This is a genomic window from Methylobacterium sp. WL1 (genome assembly GCF_008000895.1).
Classification (GTDB): domain Bacteria; phylum Pseudomonadota; class Alphaproteobacteria; order Rhizobiales; family Beijerinckiaceae; genus Methylobacterium.
Window position 1 is genome coordinate 1,710,697 of record NZ_CP042823.1, and the last position, 13,376, is coordinate 1,724,072.

General features: G+C 68.9%; 20 protein-coding genes and 1 other RNA gene. 15 read left to right on the forward strand and 6 right to left on the reverse strand.

Going from position 1 to position 13,376, the window contains the following annotated elements; translation table 11 throughout:
- Positions 1-69 precede the first annotated feature (69 nt).
- On the forward strand, positions 70-336 hold the full coding sequence (locus tag FVA80_RS08520) for a hypothetical protein (RefSeq protein WP_147910224.1): 267 nt from the start codon (positions 70-72) through the stop codon (positions 334-336).
- Between the two features lie 92 nt (positions 337-428).
- Positions 429-683, forward strand: coding sequence for a hypothetical protein (locus FVA80_RS08525; RefSeq protein ID WP_147910225.1), 255 nt, complete (start codon positions 429-431; stop codon positions 681-683).
- Positions 684-696: 13 nt separating this feature from the next.
- Here the strand turns inward: FVA80_RS08525 and FVA80_RS08530 are convergent, their stop codons facing one another.
- Together FVA80_RS08530 and FVA80_RS08535 are read right to left on the reverse strand one after the other, a co-directional pair.
- Positions 697-1,143: a hypothetical protein gene (locus tag FVA80_RS08530; RefSeq protein WP_147910226.1), complete on the reverse strand. Its 447-nt coding sequence runs from the start codon at positions 1,141-1,143 to the stop codon at positions 697-699.
- Positions 1,140-1,649, reverse strand: a complete 510-nt coding sequence (locus FVA80_RS08535; RefSeq protein ID WP_147910227.1) for a hypothetical protein — start codon at positions 1,647-1,649, stop codon at positions 1,140-1,142. Before FVA80_RS08535 ends, FVA80_RS08530 begins: the two co-directional genes overlap by 4 nt.
- Positions 1,650-1,907: 258 nt before the next feature.
- Between FVA80_RS08535 and FVA80_RS08540 the strand changes: the two genes are divergently transcribed.
- The 6 genes from FVA80_RS08540 (at position 1,908) to FVA80_RS08560 (ending at position 4,725) form a co-directional block, all read left to right on the forward strand.
- Entirely contained in the window at positions 1,908-2,351 is a 444-nt protein-coding gene (locus FVA80_RS08540; RefSeq protein ID WP_147910228.1) for a hypothetical protein, read from the forward strand.
- Between the two features lie 193 nt (positions 2,352-2,544).
- Entirely contained in the window at positions 2,545-2,955 is a 411-nt protein-coding gene (locus FVA80_RS08545; protein WP_147910229.1) for a hypothetical protein, read from the forward strand.
- 121 nt (positions 2,956-3,076) lie between these two features.
- On the forward strand, positions 3,077-3,253 hold the full coding sequence (locus tag FVA80_RS30400) for a hypothetical protein (RefSeq protein ID WP_187193625.1): 177 nt from the start codon (positions 3,077-3,079) through the stop codon (positions 3,251-3,253).
- 61 nt (positions 3,254-3,314) lie between these two features.
- Entirely contained in the window at positions 3,315-3,536 is a 222-nt protein-coding gene (locus tag FVA80_RS08550; RefSeq protein ID WP_147910230.1) for a hypothetical protein, read from the forward strand.
- A 135-nt stretch (positions 3,537-3,671) separates the two neighbouring features.
- Positions 3,672-4,115: a DMT family transporter gene (locus tag FVA80_RS08555; protein WP_147910231.1), complete on the forward strand. Its 444-nt coding sequence runs from the start codon at positions 3,672-3,674 to the stop codon at positions 4,113-4,115.
- A 214-nt stretch (positions 4,116-4,329) separates the two neighbouring features.
- A complete protein-coding gene (locus FVA80_RS08560) occupies positions 4,330-4,725 on the forward strand; it encodes a hypothetical protein (protein ID WP_246692322.1) in 396 nt (131 codons plus the stop codon).
- Positions 4,726-4,814: 89 nt separating this feature from the next.
- On the opposite strand, the gene FVA80_RS08565 is transcribed toward FVA80_RS08560, so the two are convergent.
- A complete protein-coding gene (locus tag FVA80_RS08565) occupies positions 4,815-5,015 on the reverse strand; it encodes a hypothetical protein (protein ID WP_246692323.1) in 201 nt (66 codons plus the stop codon).
- Between the two features lie 600 nt (positions 5,016-5,615).
- Between FVA80_RS08565 and FVA80_RS08570 the strand changes: the two genes are divergently transcribed.
- Both FVA80_RS08570 and FVA80_RS08575 read left to right on the forward strand, forming a co-directional pair.
- The gene (locus FVA80_RS08570) at positions 5,616-5,837 is read left to right on the forward strand and encodes a hypothetical protein (protein ID WP_147910232.1); all 222 of its coding nucleotides are present in this window, start codon (positions 5,616-5,618) and stop codon (positions 5,835-5,837) included.
- Between the two features lie 116 nt (positions 5,838-5,953).
- Positions 5,954-6,397 (forward strand): DMT family transporter, encoded by a 444-nt coding sequence (locus FVA80_RS08575; protein WP_147910233.1) that lies wholly within the window; start codon positions 5,954-5,956, stop codon positions 6,395-6,397.
- Positions 6,398-6,411: 14 nt separating this feature from the next.
- Here the strand turns inward: FVA80_RS08575 and FVA80_RS08580 are convergent, their stop codons facing one another.
- Entirely contained in the window at positions 6,412-6,699 is a 288-nt protein-coding gene (locus FVA80_RS08580) for a hypothetical protein (RefSeq protein ID WP_147910234.1), read from the reverse strand.
- A gap of 279 nt (positions 6,700-6,978) precedes the next feature.
- Positions 6,979-7,143 carry a hypothetical protein gene (locus FVA80_RS30405; protein WP_187193626.1) on the reverse strand — a complete coding sequence of 55 codons (165 nt, stop codon included), beginning with the start codon at positions 7,141-7,143 and terminating at the stop codon, positions 6,979-6,981.
- A gap of 373 nt (positions 7,144-7,516) precedes the next feature.
- Here FVA80_RS30405 and FVA80_RS08585 point away from each other — a divergent pair, with 373 nt between their 5' ends.
- The gene (locus FVA80_RS08585; RefSeq protein ID WP_147957816.1) at positions 7,517-8,350 is read left to right on the forward strand and encodes a porin family protein; all 834 of its coding nucleotides are present in this window, start codon (positions 7,517-7,519) and stop codon (positions 8,348-8,350) included.
- 198 nt (positions 8,351-8,548) lie between these two features.
- Here the strand turns inward: FVA80_RS08585 and FVA80_RS08590 are convergent, their stop codons facing one another.
- Positions 8,549-10,168: a methyl-accepting chemotaxis protein gene (locus tag FVA80_RS08590; protein WP_147957817.1), complete on the reverse strand. Its 1,620-nt coding sequence runs from the start codon at positions 10,166-10,168 to the stop codon at positions 8,549-8,551.
- A 200-nt stretch (positions 10,169-10,368) separates the two neighbouring features.
- Here FVA80_RS08590 and ssrA point away from each other — a divergent pair.
- The 4 genes from ssrA (at position 10,369) to FVA80_RS08610 (ending at position 13,375) form a co-directional block, all read left to right on the forward strand.
- Positions 10,369-10,748, forward strand: a transfer-messenger RNA (tmRNA) gene (gene ssrA, locus FVA80_RS08595).
- A gap of 275 nt (positions 10,749-11,023) precedes the next feature.
- Complete coding sequence (locus FVA80_RS08600) at positions 11,024-11,836, forward strand: transporter substrate-binding domain-containing protein (protein WP_147909747.1); 813 nt, start codon at positions 11,024-11,026, stop codon at positions 11,834-11,836.
- Positions 11,837-11,852: 16 nt separating this feature from the next.
- Complete coding sequence (locus FVA80_RS08605) at positions 11,853-12,596, forward strand: amino acid ABC transporter permease (protein ID WP_147909729.1); 744 nt, start codon at positions 11,853-11,855, stop codon at positions 12,594-12,596.
- Between the two features lie 47 nt (positions 12,597-12,643).
- Positions 12,644-13,375 (forward strand): amino acid ABC transporter permease, encoded by a 732-nt coding sequence (locus tag FVA80_RS08610; protein ID WP_246692409.1) that lies wholly within the window; start codon positions 12,644-12,646, stop codon positions 13,373-13,375.
- The last annotated feature ends 1 nt before the right edge of the window (position 13,376 follow it).

Genomic DNA, 13,376 nt, shown 5'->3' on the forward strand with positions numbered 1-13,376 from the left:
GCGGTTTATACTGAGCGATAGAGCATAGGCCGCTATTGGCATGTTTCTGTATTGCATCGGGATGGATTGATGGCGGCCCTTCTTGCGGATCCGTTCGGCCGGCAGCTGTTGAGTCTGCTCACCGCGGATTACGGGCTCCCCGGCGATCCCGGGCGGCGGGTCCTCCGGCACGAGCTGCAGCAGCTTCAGCTGCGCGCCCAGGCCGCGAGCGCGCCCCGATCTGTGACGCTGGCGATCCGCGCGGCGCTCGCCGCCCTCCGGGCCGAGTTTTCCGGGCCTCTCCCAATTGCACCTTGCCCAATCGCGTCCGGCCCGGGCGCCCTGCTCGGATTGTGACCGTGTGGCGGGGCGGTCGGCACTCTTCATCGGGCTGTTACAACCAGGAACTAGAGGCATCCTGCGTAACATCATCTCAGGAGCGAAGGCGGATGCCGGCCCATTATTGTATTAACCCGCTCGATCCGTATGCCGAACAGGAAGTCCTCGTCACCTACGACGATCACCGGCCGTTCGTGACGGTCCGGTCCGCGGTGGACGAGGAGGGCTACGACATCCTGACGGAGCTATCGGCCGAGTGCATCCGGATCCTGCAACTCGAGATCGCCGGGTATCACGGCCATACCGCGCCCTACGCCTGGACACCGCACGCGGTCGACGTCGTGGCGGCTCCGGAGGTCGCTTGACCGCGGCGGCGCGTCAGGGCCGGGGCGGGTCCGCGGCGAGCGTGCCGAACTCGCTGACCATGCATTCGTGCATGCGTCGCAGCCACATATGCGCCTCCGTCGCGCGGGCTTCCGCCCGGTCGGCCCGCTCGGCCGCCAAGCGGACCTGTTCCTCGGCCCGCTCCGCGCGGGCAACCGCCTCGCGCATCGTCGCCTCGGCATGGCGGGCCCGGTCCTCGGCCGCCCGCGCCGCCGCATCCGCCTCGCGGACCGAGCGCTGCGCGTCTCGGGCGGAGTCCCGCGCGCGCTTCTGCATCTCGCGGACCCGAGCCGCGACGCCCCGGACGGCCAGCAGCGAGGCCGACCAATCCTCGTCCTCCGCGGACGCGGCGGCGTCGGGTCCGGAGAACAGCGCGACCACCCGGTCCACCGGCTCGACTTCCGGGGGGACCGCTTGCGCTCGGGCCGGGCTGCTGCTCATGCGGCGGCCTGATCGGTCAGGTCGGAGAATTCGGACATGATCGCGTCCTGGACGCGGGCCAGCCACTCCTCGGCGTGACGCGCGCGATCCTCCGCCGCCCGGGCTCGCGCCTCGGCCGCCTTGGCGCGCTCTTCGGCGGCGATGACCTGCGCTTCCGCACGAACCTGCGCTTCCCGCGCCTGAACTTCGGCGATGCGGGCCCGTTCGTTCGATGCATTGATGTCGTCGCGGACCCGCTCCAGCACGTGCTCGATGCGCTCCTCGCGCTCCCGAGCCTGGGCCTCGACTTCCCGCGCTTGCCGGGCCGCGGCCTGCACCCGGTGGATCAGCGCGTCCCAATCCTGCGGCGACGATTGCGGTGTCGGCAACGGGGCCTGCTCGTTCAGCGACGACACCACCCGCAGGACGTTGCCGAGATTGGCTTCCGGGGCTGCGCCCGGCTCGCGCTTCGATTTGTCGGCGGTGCGGAAGCGCGGATCGTTCAAAAGCCGCTGCAGCTCGCTCACGGGGCGCCCTCTCCCTGCCTGTAGACGTTGGGTGATTAAACGAAGCGCAATGATTAACAAACCATTAAAAATCAAGTCGGCAGGGTGAGGGTTTGTTAACATAGGCTGCGCCCGGTGCTGGAATTCGCGTGGGTTGGATGGACCGCGCCGGCCGGCTCCGCGACACCGGAAAGGCCGACGCTCCCCCGGTCGCTCGCGGAACTGGATGGGCTGCTGCCGGCTTCCCTTCAGACGTGATTCCTGCCGGAGAACAGCTTGATGCGGAACAGTGCCCAGGATCGAGGTCCGACCTCCTCCGGGCCGGACCGGGACCCGGCGCGTGGGTTCGCAGACGCCCTGCGCGATCAAGCACACGACTATGCCGGTAAGCGGCGGGCCGATGCGGTCCGGGTCGTCTCCGATGTCGGCGATGCCATCCGGGATTCGGGCGCGGGCTTCGATGGGCTGCCGCATGTGAAAGCCTTCTTCGAGCAGGCCGCTCTCGGTGTCGACGGGTTGGCCGAGGACATGTCCCGCCGCTCCTTCGGCGAGATGTACGACGCGGTCCGGGCAGCCGCCCGGCGCCGGCCCGTCCTGACCGCGGCCGCCGCCATGCTGGCCGGCGTCGCGCTCTATCGGCTGATCAACCCGCCCGGGATCCGGCCGGTGCCGCGCTCGCGGGCCCTGGTCCCGGTCGACGTCCTGCCGACGCCGGACCTGTAGGGCCGCGTCGCGGAGCGCGGATCCCGGTAGGCGGCGGACCCGGATGGGACGGCAGATCAGCAGAGATGCGCAGGGTCTCGCGGATCGTCCTGGACATCCGCTCCGGGACGAGGCCTGAGAGTTTCGATTTCGCATCGTACCGAGGGCCGGAAACCGGCACCGCGGGACGATGCCCCACCGGAGTACAGGACCCATGACCAACGCGGCGGACGAACTCGAGCAGGACGTGGAAGCGAGCCGCGGGCGCCTGGATCGCACGCTGGGCGATCTGCAATCCCGCCTTCAAGGTCCGGGCATCCCCCGGGATCTCGGCGACCTGAAGCGGTCCGGGCAGGCCGCCGGCGAGGCGGTCGAGCGTTTCGTCGCCGACGTGCGGGTCAACCCCGTGCCGGCCCTGCTGATCGCCGCCGGGCTCGGCCTGCTCGTCTACGACGTGTTCCGGTCGACGGCGCGCCGGCGTTCGACCACGCTTACGGCCGGATTCCCGGCTGCGGACCGGGGTCTCGCCGCGAACCAGGCGGATCGGATGGAGGAGCGGCTCGACGAGGCGCTGGAAGAGAGCTTTCCCGGCAGCGATCCGGTCTCGGTGCGGATCACCAAATAGCGCGCATCGGTCTCCCCGAGGCCCGGGGAGGGCGGGCCGGCCCCGCCCTCCCCGCTTCGGCGGGCGCCCACCGTCGCCCCTCGTTGGGTCACCGCCGAGAGAGGCCGCGCCGACCGGGCCGGTGACCGATCGATCATCGGTCCTCGCCCTGACAACGCCGAACAGTCTGAAATATCTGCTTTCGATGAACCCGATTGTCATGTCATCGGGCAACGCCGTCGATCGGCGATGGAACATGCCTGACGCCGAACCCGTATTCATCCAGGTGGCGCGCGGCTACGAAGCGAAGGGGGGCTGACATGACCGACAGGGACCCCGACGCGCATTCCAGCCCAGAATGCGATCCCCGGACAGCTCGGATGCCGGAGGTTCTGCGCCTCTCGACGGCTCTGGCGGAGCAGATGCTGGCTTCTCAGATCATGGGGCGGGCGATCTCGGGCTATCAACTCGCCGCGCTGGTGGGTGCGGCGCGCCTCCTTCAGGACAGCAACGTGCCCTGGCCGCCCCTCGTCCACGAGGTCGTCCAGGATCTGGCCGACCGCATGGATACCGCCGGAACGCAGACGGACGGGGTGCTCTGACAGGCATCCGACACCCCGTCGGACCATCTCCGCGTGGTTGTCGCGGCAGTATGAGAGGTCACCGACCTCGGTTGTGCGCCGCCACGGCCCCGACCGTGTCGCCAACCTGTGCCGTCACAGATCGGGATCTCAACCATGTGGTACCTGTACGGCTTCGTTTTGCTGGCGGGCGTCGCCAATGCCGTCCAGGCGGGGCAGAACGGGGCGCTCTCCAAAGGGCTTGCCGAATCGCTGACAGCGGGGCTCGTGGTGGCGGCCGGGACTGCCACCTGCATCCTCGTGGTCGGCCTCCTCTCCGGCAGGCTCACCTGGCCCACGGCGGATCAGGTGATGGCGATGCCCTGGTGGGCGTGGTTCGGTGGGATCCTGGGCGGCTGCATCATCCTGGCGCAATTCATCGTGGCGCGGCAGATCGGGGCCGCACCGTTCCTCGGCCTTCTCGTCACCTCTGGTGTGATCACCTCGATCGTACTGGACCATTTCGGCTGGGTCGGCTTCGAGACGCATCCCGCCGGCCTGTGGCGCATCCTCGGCGGCGTCCTGATGGTCGCCGGTGTGGCGCTGGTTGCAACCTTCTGACAACGGGGCCGACTGCACCGCCGGCATGCCGGAACGGTCCCGCTCCGCACGGGGTTGCCCTTCGGAGAGTTCAAGGAGAGCGCGATGCTGACGGGTGGTCTGCTGTGGCTGATCGGGGTCCCGATCCCCGTCCTCATACTGATCTGGTTCTTCTTCCTGCGCGGGCGATAGCGTGCCCGACCGGCGGTGAATCCCTGAGATGCGGACCCCTGTGATGACCGCGCGCCCTAGTGAGCGGACCGGCCGCCGTGCCCGCTCGACGCGGTCGTCGTCTCGACAAGGCTACGCCGGCCTGTATCGTGCCGGGATGCGCACCGCCCTCGCCGCCCTCACCCTCAGTATGGCTGCCGGGGTCGCACTCGCACAGCAGCCGCCGCCCACGGTGCCCGAACTGCTGAGCGCGGAGGCGCGGGCCGCGCTCGGATGCGAGGGATCCGGCGATCCTGCCGTCATCCGCGAGCAGTGCCGGCTCCGGGACCGACTGAGCGGACGCCTGGCCCAGGCCGGCTATTGCTGGGGTCGCAATGGGCAGACCGACGAGAAGAAGGACTGGCACGCCTGCCAGCCCGACTCGATCTTCGAGGACGACATCGAGGCGGTACAGCGCTGAGTCTCGATCTCGAACGGTCGCGGAGCTTCGGTGCCCCCGATGCGCCGAGCATCGGGACGGCTTCCGCTGAAAAAACGGCAGACCCTCGTCTAGCTGATCGCCGCCGGGTGCCGCGATGGCGCGCCCTTGTAGTGGCGCGGGATCAGCGGGCAGCCATCGTGGACGCGGAAATGTGACGGCGAAGCGCGCCGCACCGCCGTATAGCCACCCTGAATCATCAGGCGTCCGAAGCAGGCCGGGCAGCGCTTGAGGGCGTCGCGATGGCGCGCTTGCGCCTCGTCGACCGTCATGGCCACCCAGGCTCCTTCGACGGAGACTTCGCAGGTCGGGGTTCCGGGCTTCACCATGACGCGACGATGCCGTCTGTCGGCGGGCCGCGCCAGCGCAGGGACGCCACAGCGGGCCGCCGACAGACGGTCAGGTTATGCCGCAAAGCGTCGCGGCCAGACCCTGTCCGGGCCTGCTCACGCCGAGCTCGTATGCCGGATGGTCGATCGCACTCTGCGCGGTGGCGCAGCAACTACTTCTGCGCCGACCGGGTCTTGATACACAGCAACACGCGCCGGATGTGGTTGCGCAGCTGGTCTTTACTGTCCGACGGCGCGTCGGTTTTCTTGGCCGAGTCCGGTTTGTTACACGTCGACATGGCAAGTGCCCCAAGGAAGGAGCGCCACCTCAGCGGGCCTTAGGGCCTTGGTTCGGAAGGCGATCGCTAAAAGCTTTAGTGGATCGTCTCGCCAAAATCTCGACATAATTGCAACTCGCGCAGCCAATTCAGGTTTGAGATATTTTAAGGTTTATCGTTGTTTTTGAATGCTGCTGTGCCGTTACGCACTACGTAGCCGAATTCATGGACCCTTACGGGGGATTCGATCTGGGGGACCTGCCAGATGCCCGAGCGCTTCTACTTCGACATCGAGAACGGCGCCGAGGCGATCCGCGACGAGGACGGCGTCGAGGCTGTCAGTCTAGATGCGGCCCTGGAGGAGGCCCGGAGCGTGATCCGGGAGATGGCCGCCGAGTTGGCGACCGCAGATCCCGACGAAGCGTGGATCCTGATCGTGCGCGACGCGTCCGGATCCGTGGTCGGGCGGTTGCCGGTCACGCCCTAGGATCCGCGCACGATCCTGCGCGGATCGGCGGGGCCGCACCGCCGCCCGCGCCAGGCGCGTCAAAAATGCGCGGGCGGGCGGCGGATCTTGGCCGCAGGTCCAAGAGCTAGCGGAGCATGTGGTATCTTTACGGACTCACCATCCTCGCCGGCCTCGCCAATGCGATCCAGCCTGGCCAGAACGCGACGTTGTCGAAATCCCTCGGCTTGCCGATTACGGCCGCCCTGCTGACGCTGCTGGTCAGTACGGCCGCCCTCCTGGTGGGCGGCCTCGCCGTCGGCAAGCTCGAGATCCCGAGCGGGCAGCAATGGGCGCAGGTGCCCTGGTGGGCCTGGCTCGGCGGGTTCCTCAGCATCCTGCTGATCCTCGCCCAACTCTACGCGTCGCCGGCCATCGGCGCCGCGTCCTTCCTCGGCATCATCGTCACCGTGGGCGTGGTCGCGTCGATCGTGCTCGACAATTACGGTTGGGTCGGCTTCGCCGTGCACCCGGCAAGCCTCTGGCGGATGCTGGGTGCCGTCCTCATGATCGCTGGCGTGGCGCTGGTCGCGCTGTTCTGAGCGGCGGACGCCCTTCAAGCCGGGGCGGCGGCGGCCACAACCTCGGCGGCGTAGCGGGCCCGGCCTGGCCCGTCGGCTAGCACGCCGCTATCGGCGCACCACGCCGCGAACGCAGCGGGCTCGATCGACACGCGTATCACGGCGACGCCGCTGCGCTGGACCTCGCGCTCCATCTGCTCGGTGGCGATCCGCCAAGTCTCGTACCGAGGCGGCAGCCGCGGTCCGTCGGCGAGGCTGGCGCGGAGCGCCTCGTAATGCTCCGGGGCGTACCAGGGCAGGCCCACGCGACGCGGACGGGTCATCGGAAGCTCGCAGGCCATGGGCGTGGATATGCGACCCCGACCGCTCCTCGGCCGGCATCACGTCCCTCAACGGCGCAGCGCGGCGTTCGGTTCTGCCGCGCTTCCGGCATCAACACTCCGCCGGCCCTCGACACGTCGCTCGGTCGTGGCGTGGAATCGTATCTGCGGAACGATCCGGCCGTACTGAGGCGTGCGCCGACGCTCTCCCGTCCGTCATCGGTCCGACCGGCTGCCCTTACCGCAGCCTTGCGGGCCCCGGCGGCGCGATCGGGAGCGGCTCTAATCGGTGGCCTCGGCCGTCCGTGAAATGGCGCCACCGCGCCCGAAGGTCTCGTGGGCCGCCTGCGTCAGCTCCCGGCGGGCGACGACGTCGGCCAAGGCCATCAGGATGCCCATCAGCCACAGGACCAAGACAATGCGGCGGAGGATCGGTCGATTGGACATGCGCGGCATCCAGAGACGTCGAGCTGTCTAGCAGCGCCCCCGAAAAGCCGCTGCCGCCCCCGGGCCACAGTGGGTACGGAATGTGAACGCGAGCACTGCCGCCATCCTTCTGCTGCCCTCCGCGAACCCGTTCTGTCGCTCTTCGGCCACAGGGGCTCGGCAACCGTCGCCGTCGCCGCAACCGATGCGCGGCGTCGGCGTTGTCACAGTCGGCCCAGTATTCCCGAATGATGTCTGGCGGACCGCAGCCATTTACCGCCGGTTTACTATGATGCCCGGTGTCGTTGCCGGCGGGTGTGTCCGTAAAACTACAGCTTTCTTCCCGACGGATTGGTAGTCATGGCGTCAGATTTCACGTCCTGGATTACCCCGCATGACCAAGCTTCTCGCCTCCCTGGCCGCCTTCACCGCTCTGACCGGCGCCGCTGCTGCCGCCGACCTGCCGCGTCGCGCCGCCCCGCCGCCCGTGTTCACCCCGGTGCCGGTGTTCACCTGGACCGGCTTCTACGCGGGTTTCAACGCCGGCTACGCCTTCGACGCCAGCAGCCGCTCGAACAACTCCACCTTCGGCGTCCCGGCCCCGTTCGCCGTTCCCGGCACCACCGCCACCTTCCGCAACCGCAGCCAGGACGGCTTCTCCGGCGGCGCGCAGATCGGCTACAACGTTCAGTTCACCCCGGGTTCGGGCGTGGTCGTCGGCATCGAGGCCGACGCCCAGTACCTCGACTTCGGCCGTAGCCGGAACAACGCCTTCGTGAACGGCGCCGTCGCCCCGGGCTACTACGTCACCGACCCGCGCGGCCTGTCGAGCCTCGACTACTTCGGCACCGTGCGCGGCCGCCTCGGCTACGCCTTCGACCGCACCCTCGTGTACGGCACCGGCGGCTTCGCCTACGGCTCGGGCAGCGCCGACCGCTCGTTCGGCGGCTATGCCGGCAACGACAGCTTCCGCACCGGCTACGCCGTCGGCGGCGGTGTCGAGTTCGCCCTCCCCACCGAGTCGTTCCTGAACTTCTTCCGCTCGTCGGCCGTGACGTTCAAGATCGAAGGTCTGTACGTCAACCTGGAGCGCGGCAACCGCAACCAGGGCGCCCTGGTCGTCAACGCCGCCAACCTCGTCCCGGTGGCCTACAGCGCCATCGGTCGTCGCGACGACGAGTTCGCCGTCGTCCGCGCCGGCCTGAACTACAAGTTCGGCTCGTACTAGGACCCGCGACGCTCCCGGCCTTAACGCCGGGAGTCGTCTTCGCCGGAAGTCGTCTTGGCCGAGAGCCGCTTCGGCATCCCAGCCCGGTCAAATCGGCCGCTCCGGCCGTGCAGAACCCCGGGTGCCCCTGGCACCCGGGGTTTTTCCATTGCGCAAAGGTGAGCCGCGGCCTCGGATGACCCGGGATCGGTGCCGCCCTCAGTGCCGGTAGCGTTCGGCCAGGGCCATGAGGGCCTGGGCGAGTTCGGTGAGGTTGGCCGAGGCCGCCTCGACCTCGCGGGTGCCGGCCGCCGTCTGCTGGCTGGCTTGGCGGATGTTCTGCAGCGCGCCCATCACCTGCTCGATCCCGAGCTGCTGCTGGTTGGTCGAGGCCACGATCTGCTGGAACGTCTGCACGTTCTCCTCCACCCGCGCCGTGATCTCCTCGATCGTCCGCTGGGTCGTGTCCGAGCGCGTCTTGCCGGCCGCCGCGCGCTTGACCGCCTCCTCGGTGAGCATCACCGACGTGTTGATGCCCCGCTGGATCTCGCCCAGGATCCCCCGGACCTGACCGGTGGCCGCCTTGGCCTGGTCGGCCAGCAGCTTCATCTCGGAGGCCACCACGGCGAAGCTGCGCCCGCTCTCGCCGGCCGCCGCCGCCTCGATCGCGGCGTTCAGCGCCAGCAGGTGCGTGCGCTCCGAGATGTCGTTGACCGTCTCGATGATGTCGCCGATCGTCTGGGTCTTCTCCGACAGGCTGACGATGTTGCCGGCCACCGCCTCGGCCTGCTCGCGGATCGCGTCCATCGCCTTGGCGGTGTCGGAGACCGCGCGCAGGCCCTGCCGGGAGGTCTGGGCCGTGGCCTGGGCGGTGGCGATTACCTCGGTGGCGCGCTTGCCGATCTGGGCGCCGGAATGGGTGATCTCGTCCACCGTGGCCGCAGTCTCCTGCACGGCCGCGAACTGCTCCTCGACCGACGCCGCCTGCTGCTGCGCCGAGGCGCGGATCTCGGCCGCGGCGGCGTTCAGGTCGGCGGTGGCCGCCCGGCTCGTGCGGGCGAGGTCCGACAGGTTGTCCACCATCGCGTTCAGGGTCCGCCCCAGGCGCGCGATCTCGTCACGCCCGCCGGAGCGCAGCCGGCCGGACAAATCGCCGGCGCCGACCCGTTCGACGAAGCCCAACACGGCCCCGAGGGGCCGGACGATCAGGCGGTTGATGGCAAGCCCGATCCCGGCGCAGATCAGGAGCGTGATCAGGGTGCCGCCCCACAGGGCGAGGCTCTCGTTGCGCTCGGCCCGGGCGACGCGCAGCTTCAAGGCGACCCGGCGGGCTTCCTCGGCGGTCTCGATGGCGCCCAGCTTGGACCGCAGGGTGTCGAACAGCTGCTTGCCCGCGCCCTCGGCCTCGATGCGGATCGCCTCGGGCCGGGTCGCCGGGTCGGCTGCGCCCTTGATCGCCGCCTCGCTGATCTCGGTCTGCCAAGTGCGCGCCGCCGTGGCGGCATCGGCCAGAAGCCGCGACGCCGTCGCGTCGGTGCCGATCAGGAGGCCGAGGCGGTTGATCGCCGCGTCCAGGGCCGGCCGTCCCTGCCGGTAGGGTTCGAGGCTGCCATCCCGTCCGGTGATCAGGTAGCCGCGCAGCCCCGTCTCCTGGTTGAGCATGGCGTTACGGAACGCGTCGAGGCCGCGGATCGTCTGGTTCGACCGGTCGAGGACATCGTTGGCGTCCTGCAGCTGCCCGCGGGTGACCAGGACCGCCCCACTGCTGAGCACCGAGACCAGCGCGATGACGCCGATGGCGGCGCCGAGGGTGCGGTTGAGGCCCAACGTGTTCGGCATGCTCGACTTTCCCTGCCTGGATTTGCGGACGGCCGCGCGCGGCCGCGGCTATCGATGGCGGGTAAGCCCATAACGCCCAAACCCCGCCGGTGCGAGCGACCGGCGGCGACAGCGCGCCGCCCTTCCGGGCCGGCGCCCTCCGCATGACGGTAAGGCGGTCCGCGATGCCGCCACGAACCAGTGGACCTTCCGTCGCGTACGCGGTAGAATGTCCGCGAGGTTGATGACCGGTTCATAATAACGTTTCAGGACCCGGGGGCGGTACCCGGCGCCTCCACCAAAAACATCCTGCCCGGTGATTTTCACGGGGCAGCGCAGACGGCCCTTAACGGGCGTCGATTGCGGCCAGGGTGTTTCTGCTGGGGGCGAAGTTAGGTTCGACTGGACGGTAAAGGGACCGCGAGTTCTACCCTGTTTCGGCAGGATAAGATGCGATCTTCGGTAAGGACTCGACCGGTTCGGCGCAGGCAACCCCTGTTCCGGGCACCTGACCAAAACTCTAAATGCCAACGATAACGTTGTCATGGATGCCCGCCTCGCGGCGTAAGCATCTTGCGGCAGGGCAGCCGTAGAAACAGAACCCGGGGCTTCGGCCCCGGGGCCCACCTTTTTCCTTCATCGCGATGATCGACGACGCTCAGTGGCCAAGCCGTGGGCGGTCGATGCACGTCCGGACGTTCGGATCGCGCCTTGACCGGCAGCGGTGCAGACTCTTCCTCAGCCTGGGCGAGACTTCGGCGGCGCGGCGCATTCCGGCTTTTCGCGCGTCCACGTCCCCCGTAAGGATGGGCCCGCCTCGCGCATTACACCGGAGCCGTCATGGCGCGCACCTCGTCGTTGAAATCCTGTCTCGGCATGCTCGCCTTGGTCTCCCTCGGCACGGTCACGAGCCAGACGGCCCAGGCGGACGCGACGCTCGACCGGATCAAGGGGCGGCAGAAGTTCACGGTCGGCATCATCCTGTCGGGTGCGCCCTTCGGCTACATCGATCCGCAGAGCCGGGCCGAGAAGGGCTTCAATATCGACCTGGCGAAGGCGCTGGCCGAGAAGCTCGGCGTGAAGGTCGAGCTCGTCACCGTCACGCCGCCCAACCGCGTGCAGTTCCTGCAGCAGGGCAAGGTCGACGTCCTGATCGCCAACATGCAGTTCACCGAGGATCGCGCGAAGATCATGGATCACGTGCAGACCCCGTATGACCGAGCCGGCGGTGCCGCGCTCGGCCGTAAGGACAGCGGGATCAAGGACTGGGCGGACCTGAAGGGCAAGCCGGTCTGCATCTCGCAGGGCTCGAACTACGCGCAGCCCCTGGCCGACACCTATGGCGCCGAGGTGAAGGGCATCCCGAGCCAGCCGGAATCGATGCTCGCGCTCCAGGGCGGCAATTGCGTCGTCGCCGTCCACGTGGCGCCGACGATCAAGCTGCTGCTCGCCGACCGCCCGAACGAGTGGAAGGACTTCGCCATCGTCATCCCGACGGAGCTGGAGCCGGCCGATTCGGTGATCTGGCTGCGCAAGGGCGAGCGCGACACCGGCGCGGCGCTGGACGCGGCGGTGCGCGATCTCCATGCCTCGGGTGCGATGCTGGAGATGGCCAAGGCCAACCGTCTGGTCGATCCGGCCTTCCTGGAGGAGGCACGGCGCAGATACGCCGCGCCCGCCAAGCCGTAACCGCGTCGCTGCCGACATGATCGACCAAGCCGTCCGGACCTTCATCGCCCTCGCGGGCGAGGTCGGCCTGCACTACGACTTCCTCCTCAGCGCGTCCGAGGTCCGGCCCTGGATCGCCGGCATGGGCACCACGCTCCTGCTCGTGCTCGTGGCAATCCCGCTGAGCCTTGCGGCCGGCGTGGCCTTCGCGGCGGCCCTGACCTCGGGCCGGCCCTGGCTCGCCGGCCCGGTGCGGGCCTATGTCGAGCTCACCCGCAACACCCCGACCCTCGTCCAGCTCATGTTCGCGTTCTTCGCGCTCAACATGCTGCTGTCGAAGGCGCTCGGCGGCGCGGCCCACAACCCGTTCACGCCGTTCTTCTGGGTGGTCGCAGTCACCGGGCTCCACGTCGCCGCCTTCCACGCCGAAGCGTTGCGCGGCGGGATCGAGGCCGTGCCGGCAGCCATGGTGGAGACGGCGCATGCCATCGGCTTCTCCGCCTTCGAGGTCCTGCGCTTCGTGACGCTTCCCCTCGCCCTGCGCACGGCGATGCCGGCCATCGTGAACAACCTCGTCAACCTCGTGAAGCTGACGACCATCGGGTCGGCGATCGCGGTGGGCGAGGTCACCTATGCGTCGATCATGATCTGGACGCAGCGCGACAACGTCCTCGAACTGATGATCGTGATCCTGCTGTTCTTCGGCCTGATCAACACGGTGCTGTCGCAGGTCGGCCGGTACGTGGAGCGTCGCCTCGCCGTCCCGGGCTACGGCGTGTGAGCACCGCCGCGCTCCCCGCGCGAAGCCGCGCCACCCTCGGTCCGGCCCTGGCATGGCTCGGTCTCGCCGCCGCCGGCTTCCTCCTGTGGTTCGTGCTCGACGCGCGGCTCGCCCGCGACCTGCTCGACTGGCTGCCCTACCTCGCCTCGGGCTTCGCCATGAACATCCTGATCAGCGTGCTCGCCATGGGCGCGGGCACGCTCGCGGGCGTCATGCTGGGGGCGATGGAGCTGTCGGCCTCCCGGCTCGTGCGAGCCCCGGCGGTGGCCTACGTGCAAGTCTTCCGCAACGCGCCGCACCTCGTGCTGATCTTCGCCACCACCTACATCTTCCCATTTGAAATCGTGGTGGCTGGCAACTACCTGCCCTTTCCCGACTGGCTGAAGGCGGTGTTCGGGCTCGCGATCCCGGCGAGCGCCTACGTGGCTGAGATCGTCCGCGGGGCGATCCAGTCGGTCCCGACCACGCAGTGGGACGCCGCCAAGGGCGTCGGCATGTCCCGCGGGCAAACCCTGCGCTGGATCATCCTGCCCCAGTGCCTGCGCCGGGCGCTGCCGCCCTGGATGAACCTCTACGCCTCGATCACCATGAGCACGGCGCTGGCCTCCCTGGTCGGCGTCCACGAGCTGCTGCACGCGGCCACCGACGCGAGCACGGCGGTGCGCCGCGACGACTTCACCATCGCGGTCTACCTCACGGTGCTCGCCGCCTTCTTCCTCTTCTGCTTCCCGATCTCGCGCCTGACGCGGCGCCTCGAACGCCGCCTCGCCCCGCGCTGAA

What these genes read in the sequence shown, in the direction of transcription:
- FVA80_RS08520 (WP_147910224.1), top strand. Translation starts at nt 70, where the DNA reads ATGGCGGCCCTTCTTGCGGATCCGTTCGGCCGGCAGCTGTTGAGTCTG.
- FVA80_RS08525 (WP_147910225.1), top strand. Translation starts at nt 429, where the DNA reads ATGCCGGCCCATTATTGTATTAACCCGCTCGATCCGTATGCCGAACAG.
- FVA80_RS08530 (WP_147910226.1), bottom strand. Translation starts at nt 1,143, where the DNA reads ATGAGCAGCAGCCCGGCCCGAGCGCAAGCGGTCCCCCCGGAAGTCGAG.
- FVA80_RS08540 (WP_147910228.1), top strand. Translation starts at nt 1,908, where the DNA reads ATGCGGAACAGTGCCCAGGATCGAGGTCCGACCTCCTCCGGGCCGGAC.
- FVA80_RS08545 (WP_147910229.1), top strand. Translation starts at nt 2,545, where the DNA reads ATGACCAACGCGGCGGACGAACTCGAGCAGGACGTGGAAGCGAGCCGC.
- FVA80_RS08550 (WP_147910230.1), top strand. Translation starts at nt 3,315, where the DNA reads ATGCCGGAGGTTCTGCGCCTCTCGACGGCTCTGGCGGAGCAGATGCTG.
- FVA80_RS08555 (WP_147910231.1), top strand. Translation starts at nt 3,672, where the DNA reads ATGTGGTACCTGTACGGCTTCGTTTTGCTGGCGGGCGTCGCCAATGCC.
- FVA80_RS08560 (WP_246692322.1), top strand. Translation starts at nt 4,330, where the DNA reads ATGACCGCGCGCCCTAGTGAGCGGACCGGCCGCCGTGCCCGCTCGACG.
- FVA80_RS08565 (WP_246692323.1), bottom strand. Translation starts at nt 5,015, where the DNA reads ATGACGGTCGACGAGGCGCAAGCGCGCCATCGCGACGCCCTCAAGCGC.
- FVA80_RS08570 (WP_147910232.1), top strand. Translation starts at nt 5,616, where the DNA reads ATGCCCGAGCGCTTCTACTTCGACATCGAGAACGGCGCCGAGGCGATC.
- FVA80_RS08575 (WP_147910233.1), top strand. Translation starts at nt 5,954, where the DNA reads ATGTGGTATCTTTACGGACTCACCATCCTCGCCGGCCTCGCCAATGCG.
- FVA80_RS08580 (WP_147910234.1), bottom strand. Translation starts at nt 6,699, where the DNA reads ATGACCCGTCCGCGTCGCGTGGGCCTGCCCTGGTACGCCCCGGAGCAT.
- FVA80_RS30405 (WP_187193626.1), bottom strand. Translation starts at nt 7,143, where the DNA reads ATGTCCAATCGACCGATCCTCCGCCGCATTGTCTTGGTCCTGTGGCTG.
- FVA80_RS08585 (WP_147957816.1), top strand. Translation starts at nt 7,517, where the DNA reads ATGACCAAGCTTCTCGCCTCCCTGGCCGCCTTCACCGCTCTGACCGGC.
- FVA80_RS08590 (WP_147957817.1), bottom strand. Translation starts at nt 10,168, where the DNA reads ATGCCGAACACGTTGGGCCTCAACCGCACCCTCGGCGCCGCCATCGGC.
- FVA80_RS08600 (WP_147909747.1), top strand. Translation starts at nt 11,024, where the DNA reads ATGCTCGCCTTGGTCTCCCTCGGCACGGTCACGAGCCAGACGGCCCAG.
- FVA80_RS08605 (WP_147909729.1), top strand. Translation starts at nt 11,853, where the DNA reads ATGATCGACCAAGCCGTCCGGACCTTCATCGCCCTCGCGGGCGAGGTC.